The 16,117-nt window shown below is 72.6% G+C and carries 15 protein-coding genes; 9 read left to right on the top strand and 6 right to left on the bottom strand.

Annotated features, from left to right (window positions below; genetic code table 11):
- Positions 1 to 30 precede the first annotated feature (30 nt).
- The gene (gene purQ / locus O7620_RS24100) at positions 31 to 714 is read right to left on the bottom strand and encodes a phosphoribosylformylglycinamidine synthase subunit PurQ (protein WP_151490639.1); all 684 of its coding nucleotides are present in this window, start codon (positions 712 to 714) and stop codon (positions 31 to 33) included.
- The gene (gene purS, locus O7620_RS24105) at positions 711 to 974 is read right to left on the bottom strand and encodes a phosphoribosylformylglycinamidine synthase subunit PurS (protein WP_030332194.1); all 264 of its coding nucleotides are present in this window, start codon (positions 972 to 974) and stop codon (positions 711 to 713) included. Before purS ends, purQ begins: the two co-directional genes overlap by 4 nt.
- Positions 975 to 1,332: 358 nt before the next feature.
- On the opposite strand from purS, the gene O7620_RS24110 reads away from it, so the two are divergent.
- Together O7620_RS24110 and O7620_RS24115 are read left to right on the top strand one after the other, a co-directional pair.
- A complete protein-coding gene (locus O7620_RS24110) occupies positions 1,333 to 2,016 on the top strand; it encodes a DUF1986 domain-containing protein (RefSeq protein ID WP_278125308.1) in 684 nt (227 codons plus the stop codon).
- A gap of 24 nt (positions 2,017 to 2,040) precedes the next feature.
- Entirely contained in the window at positions 2,041 to 2,604 is a 564-nt protein-coding gene (locus tag O7620_RS24115) for a YbjQ family protein (RefSeq protein ID WP_278125309.1), read from the top strand.
- A 95-nt stretch (positions 2,605 to 2,699) separates the two neighbouring features.
- Here O7620_RS24115 and purB read toward each other — a convergent pair whose 3' ends face one another.
- The 4 genes from purB to O7620_RS24135 all read right to left on the bottom strand — a co-directional run bounded on the left by purB (position 2,700) and on the right by O7620_RS24135 (position 9,042).
- Entirely contained in the window at positions 2,700 to 4,124 is a 1,425-nt protein-coding gene (purB, locus tag O7620_RS24120; RefSeq protein WP_278125310.1) for an adenylosuccinate lyase, read from the bottom strand.
- 71 nt (positions 4,125 to 4,195) lie between these two features.
- On the bottom strand, positions 4,196 to 6,574 hold the full coding sequence (locus O7620_RS24125; RefSeq protein WP_278125311.1) for a hypothetical protein: 2,379 nt from the start codon (positions 6,572 to 6,574) through the stop codon (positions 4,196 to 4,198).
- Positions 6,567 to 7,604: a glycosyltransferase family 2 protein gene (locus tag O7620_RS24130; protein ID WP_151491489.1), complete on the bottom strand. Its 1,038-nt coding sequence runs from the start codon at positions 7,602 to 7,604 to the stop codon at positions 6,567 to 6,569. The genes O7620_RS24125 and O7620_RS24130 overlap by 8 nt, the downstream gene beginning before the upstream one ends.
- Positions 7,605 to 7,749: 145 nt before the next feature.
- Positions 7,750 to 9,042: an acetyl-CoA C-acetyltransferase gene (locus O7620_RS24135; protein ID WP_278125312.1), complete on the bottom strand. Its 1,293-nt coding sequence runs from the start codon at positions 9,040 to 9,042 to the stop codon at positions 7,750 to 7,752.
- A gap of 55 nt (positions 9,043 to 9,097) precedes the next feature.
- Between O7620_RS24135 and O7620_RS24140 the strand changes: the two genes are divergently transcribed.
- From O7620_RS24140 to O7620_RS24170, 7 genes are all read left to right on the top strand, one after another.
- On the top strand, positions 9,098 to 10,450 hold the full coding sequence (locus tag O7620_RS24140; protein ID WP_278125313.1) for a 3-oxoacyl-ACP reductase: 1,353 nt from the start codon (positions 9,098 to 9,100) through the stop codon (positions 10,448 to 10,450).
- Positions 10,450 to 11,397, top strand: coding sequence for a MaoC/PaaZ C-terminal domain-containing protein (locus O7620_RS24145; protein WP_278125314.1), 948 nt, complete (start codon positions 10,450 to 10,452; stop codon positions 11,395 to 11,397). Before O7620_RS24140 ends, O7620_RS24145 begins: the two co-directional genes overlap by 1 nt.
- A gap of 74 nt (positions 11,398 to 11,471) precedes the next feature.
- Entirely contained in the window at positions 11,472 to 12,224 is a 753-nt protein-coding gene (locus tag O7620_RS24150) for an NUDIX domain-containing protein (protein WP_278125315.1), read from the top strand.
- Entirely contained in the window at positions 12,221 to 13,192 is a 972-nt protein-coding gene (locus tag O7620_RS24155) for a serine/threonine protein kinase (RefSeq protein WP_278125316.1), read from the top strand. Before O7620_RS24150 ends, O7620_RS24155 begins: the two co-directional genes overlap by 4 nt.
- Positions 13,193 to 13,201: 9 nt before the next feature.
- The gene (locus O7620_RS24160) at positions 13,202 to 14,161 is read left to right on the top strand and encodes a hypothetical protein (RefSeq protein WP_151491483.1); all 960 of its coding nucleotides are present in this window, start codon (positions 13,202 to 13,204) and stop codon (positions 14,159 to 14,161) included.
- On the top strand, positions 14,158 to 15,420 hold the full coding sequence (locus tag O7620_RS24165) for an adenylosuccinate synthetase (RefSeq protein ID WP_278125317.1): 1,263 nt from the start codon (positions 14,158 to 14,160) through the stop codon (positions 15,418 to 15,420). The genes O7620_RS24160 and O7620_RS24165 overlap by 4 nt, the downstream gene beginning before the upstream one ends.
- Positions 15,421 to 15,491: 71 nt before the next feature.
- Positions 15,492 to 16,112, top strand: a complete 621-nt coding sequence (locus O7620_RS24170; protein WP_278125318.1) for a DedA family protein — start codon at positions 15,492 to 15,494, stop codon at positions 16,110 to 16,112.
- Positions 16,113 to 16,117: the final 5 nt, after the last annotated feature.

Raw genomic sequence — 16,117 nt, forward strand, 5'->3', positions numbered from 1 at the left:
GGTTGAGCTGACCGATGATCGTGCCGGCGGTCATGCCGGCGTCCCCACCAGGTGCTTGAGGACCGAGGTGAAGAAGCCGAGGCCGTCCAGCGAGGGGCCGGTGAGCGCCTCCACCGCGTGCTCGGGGTGCGGCATGATGCCGACAACGTTGCCGGCGGGGTTGGTAATCGCTGCGATGTCCCGCAGCGACCCGTTGGGGTTACCGCCGACGTAGCGGGCGACCACCCGGCCCTCGGCTTCGAGCTGGTCCAGCGTCGCGGTGTCGGCGACGTAGCAGCCTTCGCCGTTCTTCACCGGGATGAGCACCTCCTGGCCGGGCTGGAACGTGTTGGTCCACGCCGTGCCGGCCGACTCGATGCGCAGGATCTGGTCCCGGTTGCGGAAGTGCAGGTGCTGGTTGCGGGTGAGCGCGCCGGGCAGCAGGTGCGCCTCGCACAGGATCTGGAAGCCGTTGCAGATGCCGAGCACCGGCAGGCCACCCTGGGCGGCGTCCACGATCGTCTCCATCACCGGGGCGAACCGGGCGATGGCGCCGCAGCGCAGGTAGTCACCGTAGGAAAAGCCGCCGGGCAGGACGACGGCGTCCACGCCGTGCAGATCCGGGTCACCGTGCCAGAGCCGGACCGGCTCGGCGCCGGCGATCCGGACGGCCCGGGCCGCGTCCCCGTCGTCGAGCGAGCCAGGGAAGGTGACCACACCGACCCGGGCGGTCACGAGCGGGCGTCCGCGGTCTCGTCGGCCTCGACCAGGCGGACGGTGAAGTCCTCGATGACCGGGTTGGCGAGCAGCTTGTCGGCGATCTCCCGGGCCCGGTCCAGGTCCGGTTCACCGGTGAATTCGATCTCGATCCGCCTGCCGATCCGAACGGAGGCGACATCGCTGACGCCGAGCCGGGGCAGCGCGTTTGCGACGGCCTGGCCCTGCGGATCGAGGATCTCGGGCTTGAGCATGACGTCGACGACGACGCGAGGCACTGGGCACTCCTGACTGTGTACGCAGTTGGGTGCCGACCCACAACGGGCGAGCGCAGCCAGCGTACCTGGCAGATTCCGTCGCGGACGCACCGGCCGGGTGCAGTTCAGACGGTGATCAACATAACCGGCGTCCGGGGCGGGCCGTCACCTGGGACACGCGCTCCCACCAGGGCATATACGGCGCGCGGGGTGGCTGAATCGTTACATTGGTCAACCTCGATCGAATTCTTGAAAACGGCGGCCGTCGGTCCTACCGTACATCGATGTAAATCGATGCCTAGCGGCGCCGGGGACCTCCCGCCGCCGCCGTCCGGCACCCGGCGACCCCGGGCCCGCCCCGTTTCAAGGAGTCCACCCGATGCGCATCCGCCCCCTGCTCGCCGTACTCGGGACCGCCCTGGTCGGCGTCCTCGGCGCCACCTCCGGCGCGGTCGCCGCTCCGGCCGGCCCGCAACCCATCATCGGCGGCAGCACCGTCTCGTCCGCGCCCTGGGCCGCCGCGGTGTTCAGCAACGGCTCGTTCACCTGCTCCGGCAGCGTGATCGCCGCCCAGTGGGTGCTCACCGCACGGCACTGCATCAGCGGCACCATGTCGGTGCCTGTCGGCAGCGTCTACCGCGCCTCGGGCGGGGTCACCCGCACCGTCAGCGCCACCTACACCCGTAACGACCTGGCCCTCATGCGGCTCTCCAGCACCGTCAGCACCTCCACGGTGTCCCTGGCCAGCAGCAACCCGCCGATCAACTCGACCAACTCGATCTACGGCTGGGGCATGACCTGCTACAGCGGCTGCTCGGCGTCCAGCCAGCTCAAGACCGCCACCGTCCGGGTGACCAGCAACAGCGTCACCGACGCGTACGGCGGGCAGGCGATCCGCAGCACCGAGATCAGCGGCAACGCGTGGCGCGGCGACTCGGGCGGCCCCCAGTTCTACAACGGCCAGCAGGTCGGCGTCGCCTCCACGGCCGACGGATCCAGCATCCAGAACTACGGCAGCGTTGCGTACAACCGGGCCTGGATCACCTCGGTGGCCGGTGTCTGACGGTTAGCGCCCGGCGCGGCGTGGATGGTCGACCGAGTGCCGGCCGTCCGCGCCGCGCTGTTTTGCAGCATCCGATCAGGTGAACAATGCGCACGATCGGGTCGGGCTGCTCCTGACAGCATCGGAAACGTGCTGGTCGTGACGACAGAGCAACTGCCCGGCTACGAGATCCGCCAGATTCTCGGTGAGGTGGTGTCATCGATGGCCAGGACGCGCAACCCGTACCGCGAGGGGGTCAAGAACCTGCGCGGTGGCGCGTACGACCCGATGGCGCCGGACAACCTGACCCGGTGGCGCACCGACTCGGTGACCCGCCTCGGCGAGGAGGCCCTGCGGCTCGGCGCGAACGCGGTGATCGGTATGCGGTTCGACAGCCGGGACTGCGGCGAGATGTGGATGGAGATCTGCGCCTACGGCACGGCGGTTATCGCGGTGCCCACGATGCCCCAGGTCATGCCGGCCGACCAGCCGGCCGTGGCGGCGGAAACCGCCACCGACCCGGCCTTCGCCGAGTCTCTCGGCGGCATCGCCGAACCCGCGAGCGCCCCCAACCTGAGAACAGCCGCAGAAACCCCGACCGGCGAGTAGCGCCCACCCACCTCGCCCCGTTGATCAAGAGGTTTGCGTCATCCAGGAGATCGAAAATGACGCAAGCCTCTTGATCAACGGGGCGACGAGGGGGGTTACAGGATGGGGGGTGGGGAGTAGGTTGCGGCCTCGGGGTGGGTTTCCACCACCTTGGTGATGCGGCGGGTCACCGACTCCACCTGGGTTTTTGCCGCTCCTACGAAGGCGGTGCGGTCGGCCACCAGGAGGTCGATGTCGGCTCGGGACAGGCCGAGACGGCCATCTGCCGCCAGGCGGTCGAACAGGTCGTTCTCCGGGGCGCCCTTCTCGCGCATGGCCAACGCCACGGCGACCGCGTGCTCCTTGATCACCTCGTGGGCGACCTCCCGGCCGACGCCGCGCCGGACCGCCGCCACCAGGATCTTCGTGGTGGCCAGGAACGGCAGGAAGCGCTCCAGCTCCCGGTTGATCACCGCCGGGTACGCGCCGAACTCGTCGAGCACGGTGAGGAACGTCTGGAACAGCCCGTCGGCGGCGAAGAACGCGTCCGGCAGGGCCACCCGCCGGACCACCGAGCAGGACACGTCCCCCTCGTTCCACTGGTCCCCGGCCAGCTCGCCGACCATCGACAGGTAACCCCGGATGATCACGGCGAAGCCGTTCACGCGCTCCGACGAGCGGGTGTTCATCTTGTGCGGCATGGCGCTGGAGCCGACCTGGCCCGGCTTGAAGCCCTCGGTCACCAACTCCTGGCCGACCATCAGCCGGATCGTGGTGGCCAGCGACGACGGCGCGGCGGCGACCTGCGCCAACGCGGCCAGCACGTCGAAGTCCAACGAGCGCGGGTAGACCTGCCCGACGCTGTCCAGCACCCGCGAGAAGCCCAGGTGCTCGGCGACCCGGCGCTCCAGCTCGGCCACCTTGTCGGCGTCGCCGTCGAAGAGGTCGAGCTGGTCGGCGGACGTGCCGACCGGCCCCTTGATGCCCCGCAGCGGGTAGCGGCCGATCAGATCCTCCAGCCGCTCGTACGCGATCAGCAGCTCCTCCGCCGCCGACGCGAAGCGCTTGCCGAGCGTGGTGGCCTGCGCCGCCACATTGTGCGAACGACCGGTCATGACCAGCTCGGAGTGCTCGTGGGCCAGCCAGGCCAACCGCGCGAGGGTGGCCACCACCCGGTCCCGGATCAGCTCCAGCGAGGCGCGCAGCTGGAGCTGCTCGACGTTCTCGGTGAGGTCGCGCGAGGTCATTCCCTTGTGCACGTGCTCGAACCCGGCGAGCGCGCTGAACTCCTCGATGCGGGCCTTCACGTCGTGCCGGGTGACCCGCTCCCGCTCCGCGATCGAGGCGAGGTCGACCTGGTCGAGCACCCGCTCGTACGCCTCGACCACACCGTCCGGCACCGGTACGCCCAGATCCCGCTGGGCGCGGAGCACGGCGAGCCAGAGCCGCCGCTCCATCCGGACCTTTTCCTCGGGCGACCAGAGGGCGACCAACTCGGGCGAGGCGTACCGGTTGGCGAGCACGTTGGGGATCGTCGTCACGTACCTCATTGTCCCGCACCCGCTGACCAGCACCCGGACCGGGCCGGGGCCGGCCACCCGGACCGGGCCGCTCAGGGGCGGTTGAGCTGGTAGATGGTGACCGGGCCGGCGACCAGCCGGACCTGGGCCAGCCGGGCCAACTCCGCCGACACGGCACCGGCCCGGGTGTCGGCGAACAGCCACCGGACCCCGTGCGCCGTCCGGAGCCGGTCCAGGTCGGCCGGGGTCGGGGCGCTGAACACCCCGTCGTTGAGCGCGAGCAGCGCCTGGTCGGGGAAGTTCTGCCGGGCGTACCCGAGGTTCTGCACGCCGTGCGCGGCCACGACCGCGTCGGTGTAGCCCCAGCTCTCCACCACGGTGCGGTGCCCGCCCAGGCCGGTCACCCAGAACGCACGGGCGTCGCAGTGCGGGGTGGTCCGCACCGGCCGGCAGTGCACGTTGGTGGCGACCACGTCGTCGTCGGCGGCGTTGTCGTCCAGCCACAGCGCGGCGCGCATCTCGTCGGCGGTCAGCGCGTACGGCTGCGGCCCGGTGGCCGGCGGGCCCGGCTCGGTCAGCACCGAGCGGACGGTCCCGCCCACCACGACGGCGGCGCTGGCACCGAGCATCGCGGCGGTGATCCCGGCCAGGGCGATCGTCGCCGCCCGCCGGGGACTGCCCGGCGAGGGGACGCGACGCCGCCACAGGGCCGCCACTCCGACGGCGAGCGCGGCGGCCACCGCCACGAACAGCACGTACCGGGCCGCCGAGAGACCCAGCACCCGGAGCCACCCCTCGATCGTCGAGGTGGTGGGGGTGCCGGGACGGTTGATCCTCGGCACGGCGAGACCCACCACCGTGCCGGCCGTGGCGAGCCCCGCCAACGCGCCGGCCACGGCGGGGACCACCAGCGCCGGCCAGGGTGCCCGAGCCTCGGCGAGGGACCAGGTGGTCAGCACGACGCCGATCGGGATGACACCCATCCAGAAGTAGATCTGACTGATCGACGGGTGCTGGAACACCCAGGTGGTGGCAGCCCCGGCCAGGACCGTGCCGGCGAGCAGCCAGACGGCCGGGTCGGCCCGGTGCCCCCGGTCGACGAGCAGGCTCATGCCCACCCACCGTGGCGCCTGACCCAACACCCACCAGGCGACCACGGAGAACGCCAGCAGCCACCCGAGGGCGCCACCGTCGTTGATGCCGGGCGGCAGCGGCGCACTCGGCCAGATGCCGTCACCCGGGCCGAGAGTTTCGGCGTACGGGGCGATGAAGTGCAGCAACGCCAACCCCTGCACGCGCAGCGTGGAGGCCCCGCCACCGGCGAACAGCCGGAAGCCGAGCGCCATCGCCGCCACGAGGCAGGCCAGCGCGGCCAGCGCGGGTCGTGGGATCTGCCGCTTCCGCCACCAGAAGACCACCGCGGTGAGACCCAGGCCGGCGACCAGTGGCGGCAGGGCGCTGGATTTCGCCCCCGCACACACCAGCCCGAGCGCCGGGACCAGCGGCCACGCCGGGCCGAGGGAACGCCCCCGGGCCACGTCGACACAGAGGCCGGCGAGCAGCAGCAACGGCACCAGCACGTACGTTTGCGACGGGCTGGCGTACGACAGCGGCATCTCGCCGGACGCGCCCACGGGTGAGCCGAGCGTGACCGCGCTCCCGGTGAGGGCGGTGAGGGCGACCACCGGGCCGGCCCAGACCGCCCGACTCAGATCACGGACGAGCCCGGCCGCGAGCAGCACCGCCGTACCGACAACCGGCACCAGCCAGAGTCGCAGCAGCACCATCTCCGGCGGGATGCCGGTGACCATGCTGCCGCTCGCGATGTGCGCGTCGGAGAGGTAGTGGTAGCGCAGGGCCTCTCCCGCGACGTGCGGCAACTCGAACGGCATCGCCCGGGTCAGCTCCTGCACCAGCCCCAGGTGGTAGAGCACGTCCGGGTAGTAGCCGCCGTACACCGGGGGCAGCGCGACCATCCGCCACTGGGTGTACGACCAGGCCAGCACCACCAGCAGCGCCGCGCCCATCCCCCAGTGCCAGGCGACCGGCAGGGGTCGGTGCTCGCCGACCCGCCAGTGCCGACGCAGCCCGGGAACGGCGGCGAAGGCGATGAGTACGGGCAGCGGCCACCACCGCAGCAGGGACTGCTGGCCGGTCGCCGCGGCCAACGCCCAGGCGGCGAGCTCCAGCAACAGGCCGGTGGCCGCGCCGAAGCCGAGGTCCTCCGGAAGGTTGCCCCGGCTGCCGCGTAGCGCGCGGTGCACCAGGGTCCCGGGGAGGATGAGCGCGAGGACCCAGTACGCGGAGAACCGGGCGAGATCCGGGGCCGGCACGCTGCCGCGCGACCAGACCAGGAGCAGCGCGGCGATCACGAGCACCCAGGGCAGCGTGGTGAGGACCGGTAGGAGGGCGTTTCGCCGTGTCGCCGGGGCCGGGGTGTCGATCCGATCGGCCAGCAGGGTGTCAGCCACGGACGCCGACCGCCGGTCCGACGGTCGGCGTACGCGAGCCGTCGTCGCCCCGGCTCCGCGGGACCGTCCCGGTGCCCGGCAGCTCGTCGTGGGAGTCGAACCCGATGTGGAAGGCCGGCCGGTTCTGCACGGTGGCGTAGATCCGGCCGACGTACTCGCCGAGCAGGCCGAGGCAGACCAGCTGCACCCCGCTGAGCAGCAGCACCGCGACGAACATCGAGGTCCAGCCGGGGATGGTGGCGCCGGAGACGTGAACGACCATGCCGAACACGATCAGCGCGAGGCAGAGCAGGAAGCTCGACATCCCCAGCCAGGTGGCCAGACGCAGTGGCGCGGCGGAGAAGTTCGCCGTGCTTTCCCAGGCCAGGGCCACCATTCGGCGCAGCGGGTACTTCGTCTCCCCGGCGGCGCGGGCCGCACGGTCGTAGCGCACCTCGGCGCTCGGGAAGCCGAGCGACGGCACCAGCAGCCGGTAGACCGGGGCACGTTCCGGCAGTTGGCGCAGGACCTCGATCACGTCCCGGCTGAGCAACCGGAAGTCGCCGGCCTGCGCGGGCAGGTCGACGCCGACGAGCCGACGCATCGCCCAGTAGTAGCCACGGGCGGTGTTGCGCTTGAAGACCGTGTCGGTGCTGCGGTCGGCGCGAACGCCGTAGACGACATCCACTCCGTCCTCGCGGGCCACGCGGAGCATCTCGGCGATGGTCTCCGGCGGATCCTGGAGATCGGCGTCCAGGCTGACCACCCACCGGCCGACGGCCCGGTGCAGCCCGGCGGTCAGCGCCGCCTGGTGGCCGCTGTTACGCCGCAGCCGCAGCACCCGCAGCTGCGGCCAGTCCCGGCCGTGGTCGAAGAGCACCGACACGGTGTCGTCCCGGCTGCCGTCGTCGACGGCGACCACCTCGTAGTCGACGCCGAGCGCGTCGAGCACCGGCCGCAGCCTGGCGACCAGGGCCGGGATGACCGCGGTCTCGTTGAACATCGGGATGACCACCGAGAGGGTGGTTGTCCGTGGAACGACGGACTCCATGGTGTTACGGCCCCGTTCCGCACGCAGGAGTGATCGGTTCAGCAGCGATCACCATCGCGTGGTAAACCCTCCACCAGCGGGCCGACTCCTGAACGGTCCGTTAACGCCGGTTGGCTGGTGCCCCGGGAAGGGACGATCGAGGCGCTCAGCGCTCCAGGATCGCCGTGACGCCCTGACCGCCGGCGGCGCAGATCGAGATCAGTCCGCGCCCGCCACCCTTCTCGGCGAGCAGCTTGGCGAGCGTGGCGACGATCCGCCCGCCGGTGGCGGCGAACGGGTGCCCGGCGGCCAGCGAGGAGCCGTTCACGTTGAGCCGGTCGGTGTCGATCCCGCCCAGCGGCGCGTCCAACCCGAGGCGGTCCTTGCAGAACTCCGGCGACTCCCAGGCGGCGAGGGTGGCCAGCACCTGCGACGCGAACGCCTCGTGGATCTCGTAGTAGTCGAAGTCCTGCAACGTCAGCCCGGCGCGGGCCAGCATCCGGGGCACCGCGTACGCGGGTGCCATCAGCAGCCCCTCGTCGCCGTGCACGAAGTCCACCGCCGCGGTCTCCGACCAGCTGAACCAGGCCAGGACGGGCAGGTTGTGCGCCGCCGCCCACTCCTCGCTGGCCAGCAGGACGGTGGACGCGCCGTCGGTGAGCGGCGACGAGTTGCCGGCGGTCATGGTGGCCTGCTCGGCGTCCGGGCCGCGGGTGCCGAAGACCGGCTTCAGCGCGCCGAGCTTCTCCAGGGTGGTGTCCGGGCGGAGGTTCGCATCGCGGGTGAGCCCCAGGTACGGCGTCATCAGGTCGTCGAAGAAGCCCCGGTCGTACGCGGCGGCCAGCCGCTGGTGCGAGCGCAGCGCCAACTCGTCCTGGGAGCGCCGGTCGATCTGCCACTGCACCGCGGTGCGGGCCGCGTGGTCCCCCATGGACAGGCCGGTACGCGGTTCGGCGTTGCGCGGGATCTCCGGCTTGAAGGGCTGGAGCGGGCGCAGCTTCGCCGCGATCTTCAGCCGCGCGCCGAGCGTCCGGGCCGAGTTGAGCTTGAGCAGCGTGCGCCGCATCTCCTCGTTGACCGCGAGGGGCGCGTCGGAGGTGGTGTCGACCCCGCCGGCGATGCCCACGTCGAGCTGCCCGAGGGCGATCTTGTTGGCGACGAGGATCGCCGCCTCCAGGCCGGTGCCGCAGGCCTGCTGGATGTCGTACGCCGGAGTGTGCGGGTCGAGTCGGGATCCGAGGACGACCTCGCGGGTGAGGTTGAAGTCGCGGGAGTGCTTGAGCACCGCCCCGGTCACCACCTCGCCGACCCGCTGCCCGGCCAGCCCGTACCGGGCGATCAGACCGTCCAGTGCCGCGCCGAGCAGGTCCGCGTTGGACGCGTCCGCGTAGCGGGAGTTGGAACGGGCGAAGGGGATGCGGTTGCCCCCGATGACCGCGACCCGCCGGGTGCTCTGCACGATCCGCCTCCTCGACATGTGTTGCTCGAACCCTACTCGCCAGTAGGCTACGCCCATGACCGACAGGTACGCGAGCTTCGTCCAATCGGCCGCCGGCCGAGCGCTGGTCAAGCGCCTCGGGCTGCCCGACCCGCCCCGGCTGCGCCGGTACCACCCCGGCGACCCGCTGCTGCCCGGGCCGGCCCTGCTCGGCGCGGCCACCGGCGGCCGGCTCGCCGACCCGGTTGCCAAGATCCTGACCGCCGCCGGGGTCGAGCTGCGCGACACCGGCACGACCGGACCGCAGGATCGCTTCGGAGCCCTGGTGTACGACGCCAGCAGCATCACCGACTCCACCCAGCTGCGTCAGCTCTACGACTTCTTCCACCCGCAGGCCCGGTCCGTGCTGCCCAGCGGCCGGGTGATCGTGCTCGGCACCCCGCCGCAGGAGTGCGCGACGCCCCGCGAGGCGACCGCCCAACGCGCCCTGGAGGGGCTGGTGCGCAGCATCGGCAAGGAGTTCGGCCGGGGCAGCACCGCGCAGCTCGTCTACGTGACGCGCGCCGAGGGCGGCACCGGGACGAGCCTCGAGTCGACGCTCCGGTTCCTGCTGTCCGGCCGGTCCGCGTACGTCTCGGGCCAGGTCATCCGGGTCGGTGCCGGCGCGGCGAGCGCCCCGGCCGACTGGGACCGCCCGCTGGACGGGCAGGTCGTGCTGGTCACCGGCGCCGCGCGGGGCATCGGCGCGGCGCTGGCGACGGTGCTCGCCCGCGACGGCGCGAAGGTCGTCGCGCTCGACATCCCGGCGGCCGGGGACGCGCTCGCCGCCGTGGCGAACGACATCGGCGGTACGGCCCTCCAGCTCGACCTGACCGCCCCGGACGCGCCGACCCGACTCGCCGACCACCTGGCGGGCCGGCACGGCCGCGTCGACGTGGTGGTGCACAACGCCGGCATCACCCGGGACAAGACGCTCGGCCGGATGGACGCCGATCGGTGGGACCAGGTCGTCGACGTCAACCTGTCCAGCCAGGAGCGGATCAACGACGTGCTGCTGGAGCGGGAGCTGATCCCAGCCGGCGGCCGGATCATCGGGGTCTCCTCGATCGCCGGGATCGCCGGCAACCGGGGGCAGACCAACTACGCCACCAGCAAGGCCGGCGTGATCGGGCTGGTCGACGCGCTCGCCCCGGCTCTGCGCGACCGGGACATCAGCGTCAACGCGGTGGCCCCCGGCTTCATCGAGACCCGGCTCACCGCGCGCATCCCGCTGGTGGTCCGGGAGGCGGGCCGACGGATGAACAGCCTGGCCCAGGGCGGGCTGCCGGTGGACGTGGCCGAGACGATCGGCTGGCTGTCCTGGCCGGCCAGCGGCGCGGTCAGCGGCAACGTGGTCCGGGTCTGCGGCCAGAGCCTGCTGGGGGCGTGATGGGCGGCGCGGACGACGAACTCTCCCTGCACGAGCTGATCGACGGCCCGACGGAGACCCTGTCGGCGCAGACCCAGGCCGCGGCTCGCCGGCCGGAGTCGGGCGGCCGCACGCTCGTGGAGCTGCCCCGGCTGCCGGCGGCCGGCGCGCTGTACCGCAGGGCCGTGCTCGGTGCGGTGCCGGGCCTCGGCGGCGGGCGGCGTGGACCCGACCTGCCGGCGGTCGAGCTGGGCGTCGGCGGGATCACCGTCGACCGGGCGCACCTGGCCGACTACGTCCGGGTCTGCGGATTCCGGCTCACCGACCGGCTGCCGGGCACGTTCCCGCACGTCCTGGGCTTTCCGCTGGCCCTGCGGCTGATGACCGCGCCGGAGTTTCCCCTCCCGCTGATCGGCCTGGTGCATGTCGAGAACCGGATCACCGTGCGCCGCCCGATCACCGCCGACGAGACCCTCGACTTCACGACGTACGCGGAGAACCTGCGCCCGCACGACCGGGGGCGACAGGTGGACGTGGTGCTGGTCGGCTCGGTCGACGGGGAGGAGGTCTGGCGCGGCGTCTCGACGTACCTGGGTCGGGAGCGCAGGCCCGCCGGGCGGGACCGAGGCGAGCGTCCCGCGGCTCCGGTGGCCACCGCGCGCTGGCGGGTGGAATCCCGCGTCGGTACGGAGTACGCCCGGGTCTCCGGTGACCACAACCCGATCCACACCAGCCTGCTCGGGGCACGGCTGTTCGGCTTCCGCCGGCCGATCGCGCACGGCATGTGGAGCAAGGCGCGCTGCCTGGCCGCGCTGGAGGCCCGGCTGCCCGACGCCTACACCGTCGAGGTCGCCTTCAAGGTGCCCGTACCGCTGCCGAGCACCGTCAACTTCGCCCTCTTGCCGGACGGCGTTTTCGCCCTGCACGACTCCCGCGGACGGCCGCACCTGGCGGGTCTCGTGCGCTGAGCCCTCTTGGCAGGGTTGCATCCGTGCGCTAGGTTGTTCTCACAACGAGATGTTCTCAGAATGAGAGTGACACGGTGAACGAGCAGGATTTCCTGGCGACGTACGACCCGCGGGACTACCCGTCGGTCGCCGTGACCGTCGACGTGGTGGCACTGACCATCCGCGACGGCGCACTGCACCTCCTGCTGATCCGGCGCGGACAGGCGCCGTTCGAGGGGCACTGGGCGCTGCCCGGCGGCTTCGTCCGCCCCGACGAAGACCTGACCGCGGGTGCCCGACGGGAGCTGGCCGAGGAGACCGGGCTCGGCGGTGAAGGGCTGAGCCGCGTACACCTGGAGCAGTTGGGCAGTTACGGCACGCCCGACCGCGACCCGCGGATGCGAGTCGTCTCGATCGCTCACCTCGCGTTCGCCCCCGACCTGCCGGACCCGGCCGCCGGCACCGACGCCGACGAGGCGATCTGGCTGCCGGTGACCGCGTTGACCAGCCGGCAGCTGGCCTTCGACCACGGCCGGATCATCGACGACGCGCTGGAGCGGGCCCGGTCCAAGCTGGAGTACACGCCGCTCGCCACGCGTTTCCTCGCCGCCGAGTTCACCATCAGTGAGCTGCGCGCCGTCTACGAGACGGTCTGGGGTCACCCGCTGCACGCCGGCAACTTCCACCGCAAGGTGCTCTCCGTGCCGGGCTTCGTGGAGAGCACGGGCGCCAGCACCGAACGCGGCGGCGCCCGGGGCGGCCCCCGCGCCCGGCTCTACCAGGCCGGTGACGCCCGGCTGCTGCACCCGGCGCTGCTGCGCCCCGCCCGCGAGGAGACGGTGCGATGAGGACGGCGGCGGCCATCGACCTGGTCGCGGCCGCCCGCACCGATGCCGACCTATTCGGCGCCGACCAGCCGGCCCGGCGGTACCGCGAGCTGGTCGCGGCCCTGCACCCCGACCGCCTGCCGGCCGACCCGGCGGTACGCGCCGAAGCCCTCGACGCGTTCATCCACGTCACCAGCCGGTGGCAGGCCCGGCAGGTCACCGTCCTCGGTGACTACCGACTCGGCGCGCCGGTCCACTCGGGCGACCTGGCCGACCTCTACGACGTCGGCGACGACCGGCTGCTCAAGCTCCCCCGACGACCCACCGACAACGACCTGATGGCCCGCGAGGCGCATGCCCTGTGCACCATCGCCGAGCGGGGCGACCCGCGCTACCTGCCGTACGTGCCCCGGCTCGTCGACGAGTTCCTGCACCGCGACGCCGCGACCGGCGCGCAACGGCGGATCAACGTGCTCGCCACCGCGCCCGGCCTGCACGACCTCGACGAGGTCCGGCGCGCGTACCCCGACGGGCTGGACGCCCGGGACGTGGCCTGGATGTGGCGGCGGCTGCTGGTGGTGCTCGGCCTGGCCCACCGGGCGGGCGTGGTGCACGGCGCGGTCCTGCCGCGACACGTCCTCATCGAGCCGGACGCCCACGGCGTGGTGCTCGTCGACTGGTGCTTCTCCGCCCCGGTCGGCAGCACGATTCCCGCCCTGGTGCCCGGCCACGACGGGTGGTATCCGAAGGAGGTCCCCCGCAAGCGGCCCTGCGGGCCGGGCACCGACATCGCGATGGCCAGCCGCTGCATGAGCTGGCTGATGGGGGCGCGTGCGCCCCGCGAGCTGCACGCCTTCGCGCAGGGCTGCCGGCAGCGGTCGCTGGACTCCCGACCGGACGACGCGTGGCGTCTGCTGCGCGAACTCGACCAGGTGCTGGACCGGCTCTACGGGCCACGCACCTTCCGACCCTTCACCCTCAACCCGTAAGGAGCTGTCATGGGCAGTGGAATCTGGTCCACCGACGTGTACGACGCCGCCGACCGCTACCGGCGCTCCACCGGCCGCAGCGCGTTCTCCTACAGCGACAGCGGGGCACGCACCGTGCACGCCGCACTCGACCCCCGCGACGCCACCCGTGAAAGCCGCGACTCCGACGAGCACCCCCGGTCGACGCCCATCGCGGTGCTCTTCGACGTGACCGGCTCGATGCGTACGGTCCCGCGCGTCCTGCAGACCAAGCTGCCGCAGCTGCTCGGGCTGCTGCAACGGCAGGGCTACGCCAGCGACCCGCAGATCATGTTCGGCGCGATCGGCGACGCCACCTGCGACCGGGTGCCGTTGCAGGTGGGCCAGTTCGAGTCGGACAACCGGATGGACGACGACCTCGGCCGGATCGTCCTCGAAGGCGGTGGCGGCGGGCAGATGAGCGAGTCGTACGAGCTGGCCATGTACTTCATGGCCCGACACACCGTCACCGACAGTTGGGAGAAGCGCGGCCGGCGCGGCTACCTGTTCATCATCGGCGACGAACTGGCGTACCCGAAGGCGAAGGCCCGGGAGGTGGCCGGCCTGATCGGTGACGACCTGGCCGAGGACGTGCCACTGCGGCAGGTCGTCGACGAGGTGACCCGCCGCTGGGACACCTACTATCTGCTCCCCGCCGGCAGTCACTACGCCGGCAACGCCAAGGTCCTCGACTTCTGGCGGGACCTGCTCGGGCAGAACGCCGTCGTGCTCGACGACCTCGACGCGGTCTGCGAGACCATCGCGCTCACCATCGGCCTCGGCGAACAGGCCATCGACCTGGACGAGGGCCTTCGCCACCTGCACCGCACCGGCTCGGCCGCCGCCGGCACCGTGTCCAAGGCGCTGGCCCGCCTCGGCCGGGGGCGGCGGGCCGAGGTGTCCACGCTGCCGGCGTTCCGCGACACCAGCGGTGCGGTGACCCGGCTGTGAGGCACGTGGCGGTGGTCGACCTCGGCTACGGCGACGCGGGCAAGGGCACGGTGGTGGACTGGCTCTGCGCCACCCGACCCGTGCACACCGTGGTCCGCTTCAACGGGGGCGCGCAGGCGGCGCACAACGTCGTGCTGCGCGACGGGCGGCATCACACGTTCGCGCAGTTCGGCGCTGGCCTGTTCCATTCCGGTGTCCGTACGCACCTGTCGCGGCACGTGGTGGTGGACCCACTGGCACTGGCCGCCGAGGCCGACCATCTCGCCACGGTCGGGGTGCCCGACGCGCTCGACCGGCTGACCGTCGACGCCGACGCGCTGCTCGCCACCCCGTACCACCGGGCAGCCAACCGGGCCCGGGAGATCGCCCGGGGAGCCGACCGGCACGGCTCCTGCGGGCTGGGGGTGGGCGAGGCCGTCGCGTACGGGCTCGCCCACCCCGACGAGGCACCCCGGGTCGCCGACTGCCATCGTCCGGCGGTGCTGCGTCGCAGGTTGACCGCCCTGCGGGACCGGCTGACCGCCGAACTGGGCCCGCTGGACGCCCCGCCGGTCGAGGACTGCCTGCCCGCCTTCACCGGGTTCGCCGGGCGGGTCGAGATCGTCAACGGGAGCTGGCTCGCCGGGGCGCTGCGCGCCGGCACCTGCGTCTTCGAGGGCGCGCAGGGCATCCTGCTCGACGAGTGGCACGGCTTCCACCCGTACACGACGTGGAGCACCACCACGTTCGCCAACGCCGACAACCTGCTCGCCGAGGCGGGCCAGGCCGGCGACGCGACCCGGCTCGGCGTGCTGCGGATCGTCACCACCCGGCACGGAGCCGGCCCGCTGGTGACCGAGGACCCGGCCCTGCCTCTGGCCGATCCGCACAACCCGACGAACCCGTGGCAGGGCCGGTTCCGGTTCGGCCACTTCGACGCGGTCGCCCACCGGTACGCCCTCGCCGCGGCCGGCGGGGTCGACGGCCTGGCGCTGACCCACCTCGACCTCGCCGGCCCCGACCTGCGGATCTGCCGGCGCTACGACACCACCGACCGGCTCACCCCGGGCCGGCCCGGCGACCTGGATCGGCAGGCGGCCCTCACCGCCCGCCTGCTGCGCTCCCGACCGGTGCACGACGACCCGCCGCCGGACTGGGCCGAGGCGGTGAGCGCGGAGCTGGACACACCGGTGGTGCTGACCTCGCACGGCCCCACCGCCGACGACAAGACCCCGCGCGGCCCGCTGCTAGCCCCACCGTCCCTGGTCTGCCCGACCTGACGTCCTCGACCGAACGCGGGTGATCCGCCGACTCGGCCACCGGGCGGGTCGCACACAGCGAGCATGGGGTCATGGACGCCCTGCTCGACCTCATCCGTGGGACCGTCACGTCACCGTGGGTGTACCTGGTGATCTTCGCTCTCACCGCGGTCGACGCGTTCTTCCCCGCGGTGCCGGGCGAGGCGGCGGTGATCACCGCGGCGGTGCTCTCCGCGAACGGCGGGCGCCCCAACCTGGCCGCGGTGATCGCCAGCGCCGCCATCGGTGCGGTAATCGGCGACCACATCTCGTACGCCATCGGGCAGGGCGGGGGCGCCCACCGGCTGGCCCGCCTGCCCGACGGCAGCCGACGACGGGCCAGCTCCGACTGGGCCCGCCGCGCCGTGGACCGACGCGGCGGGATGATCCTGACCACCAGCCGGTACGTGCCAGGCGGCCGGACCGCCGTCACCCTCACCATGGGCGCGGTGCGCTATCCACGACGGGCGTTCCTGCTGTACGACAGCATCGCGGCAGTCACCTGGGCGCTGTACTGCGGGCTGCTCGGCTACTTCGGCGGGTTGGCCTTCGAACGTGACCCGGTGAAGGGCGTCCTGGTCGGCGTGGGGCTCTCACTGGTCGTCACGTTCGGCCTGGAGTGTTTCCGATGGCTGCGCCGCCGGGCACACCGCCGCGCCGCCTCCGGTCGCTGACCGGC

The sequence above is a fragment of the Micromonospora sp. WMMD710 genome, assembly GCF_029626045.1.
In the GTDB taxonomy this organism is placed as follows: domain Bacteria; phylum Actinomycetota; class Actinomycetes; order Mycobacteriales; family Micromonosporaceae; genus Micromonospora.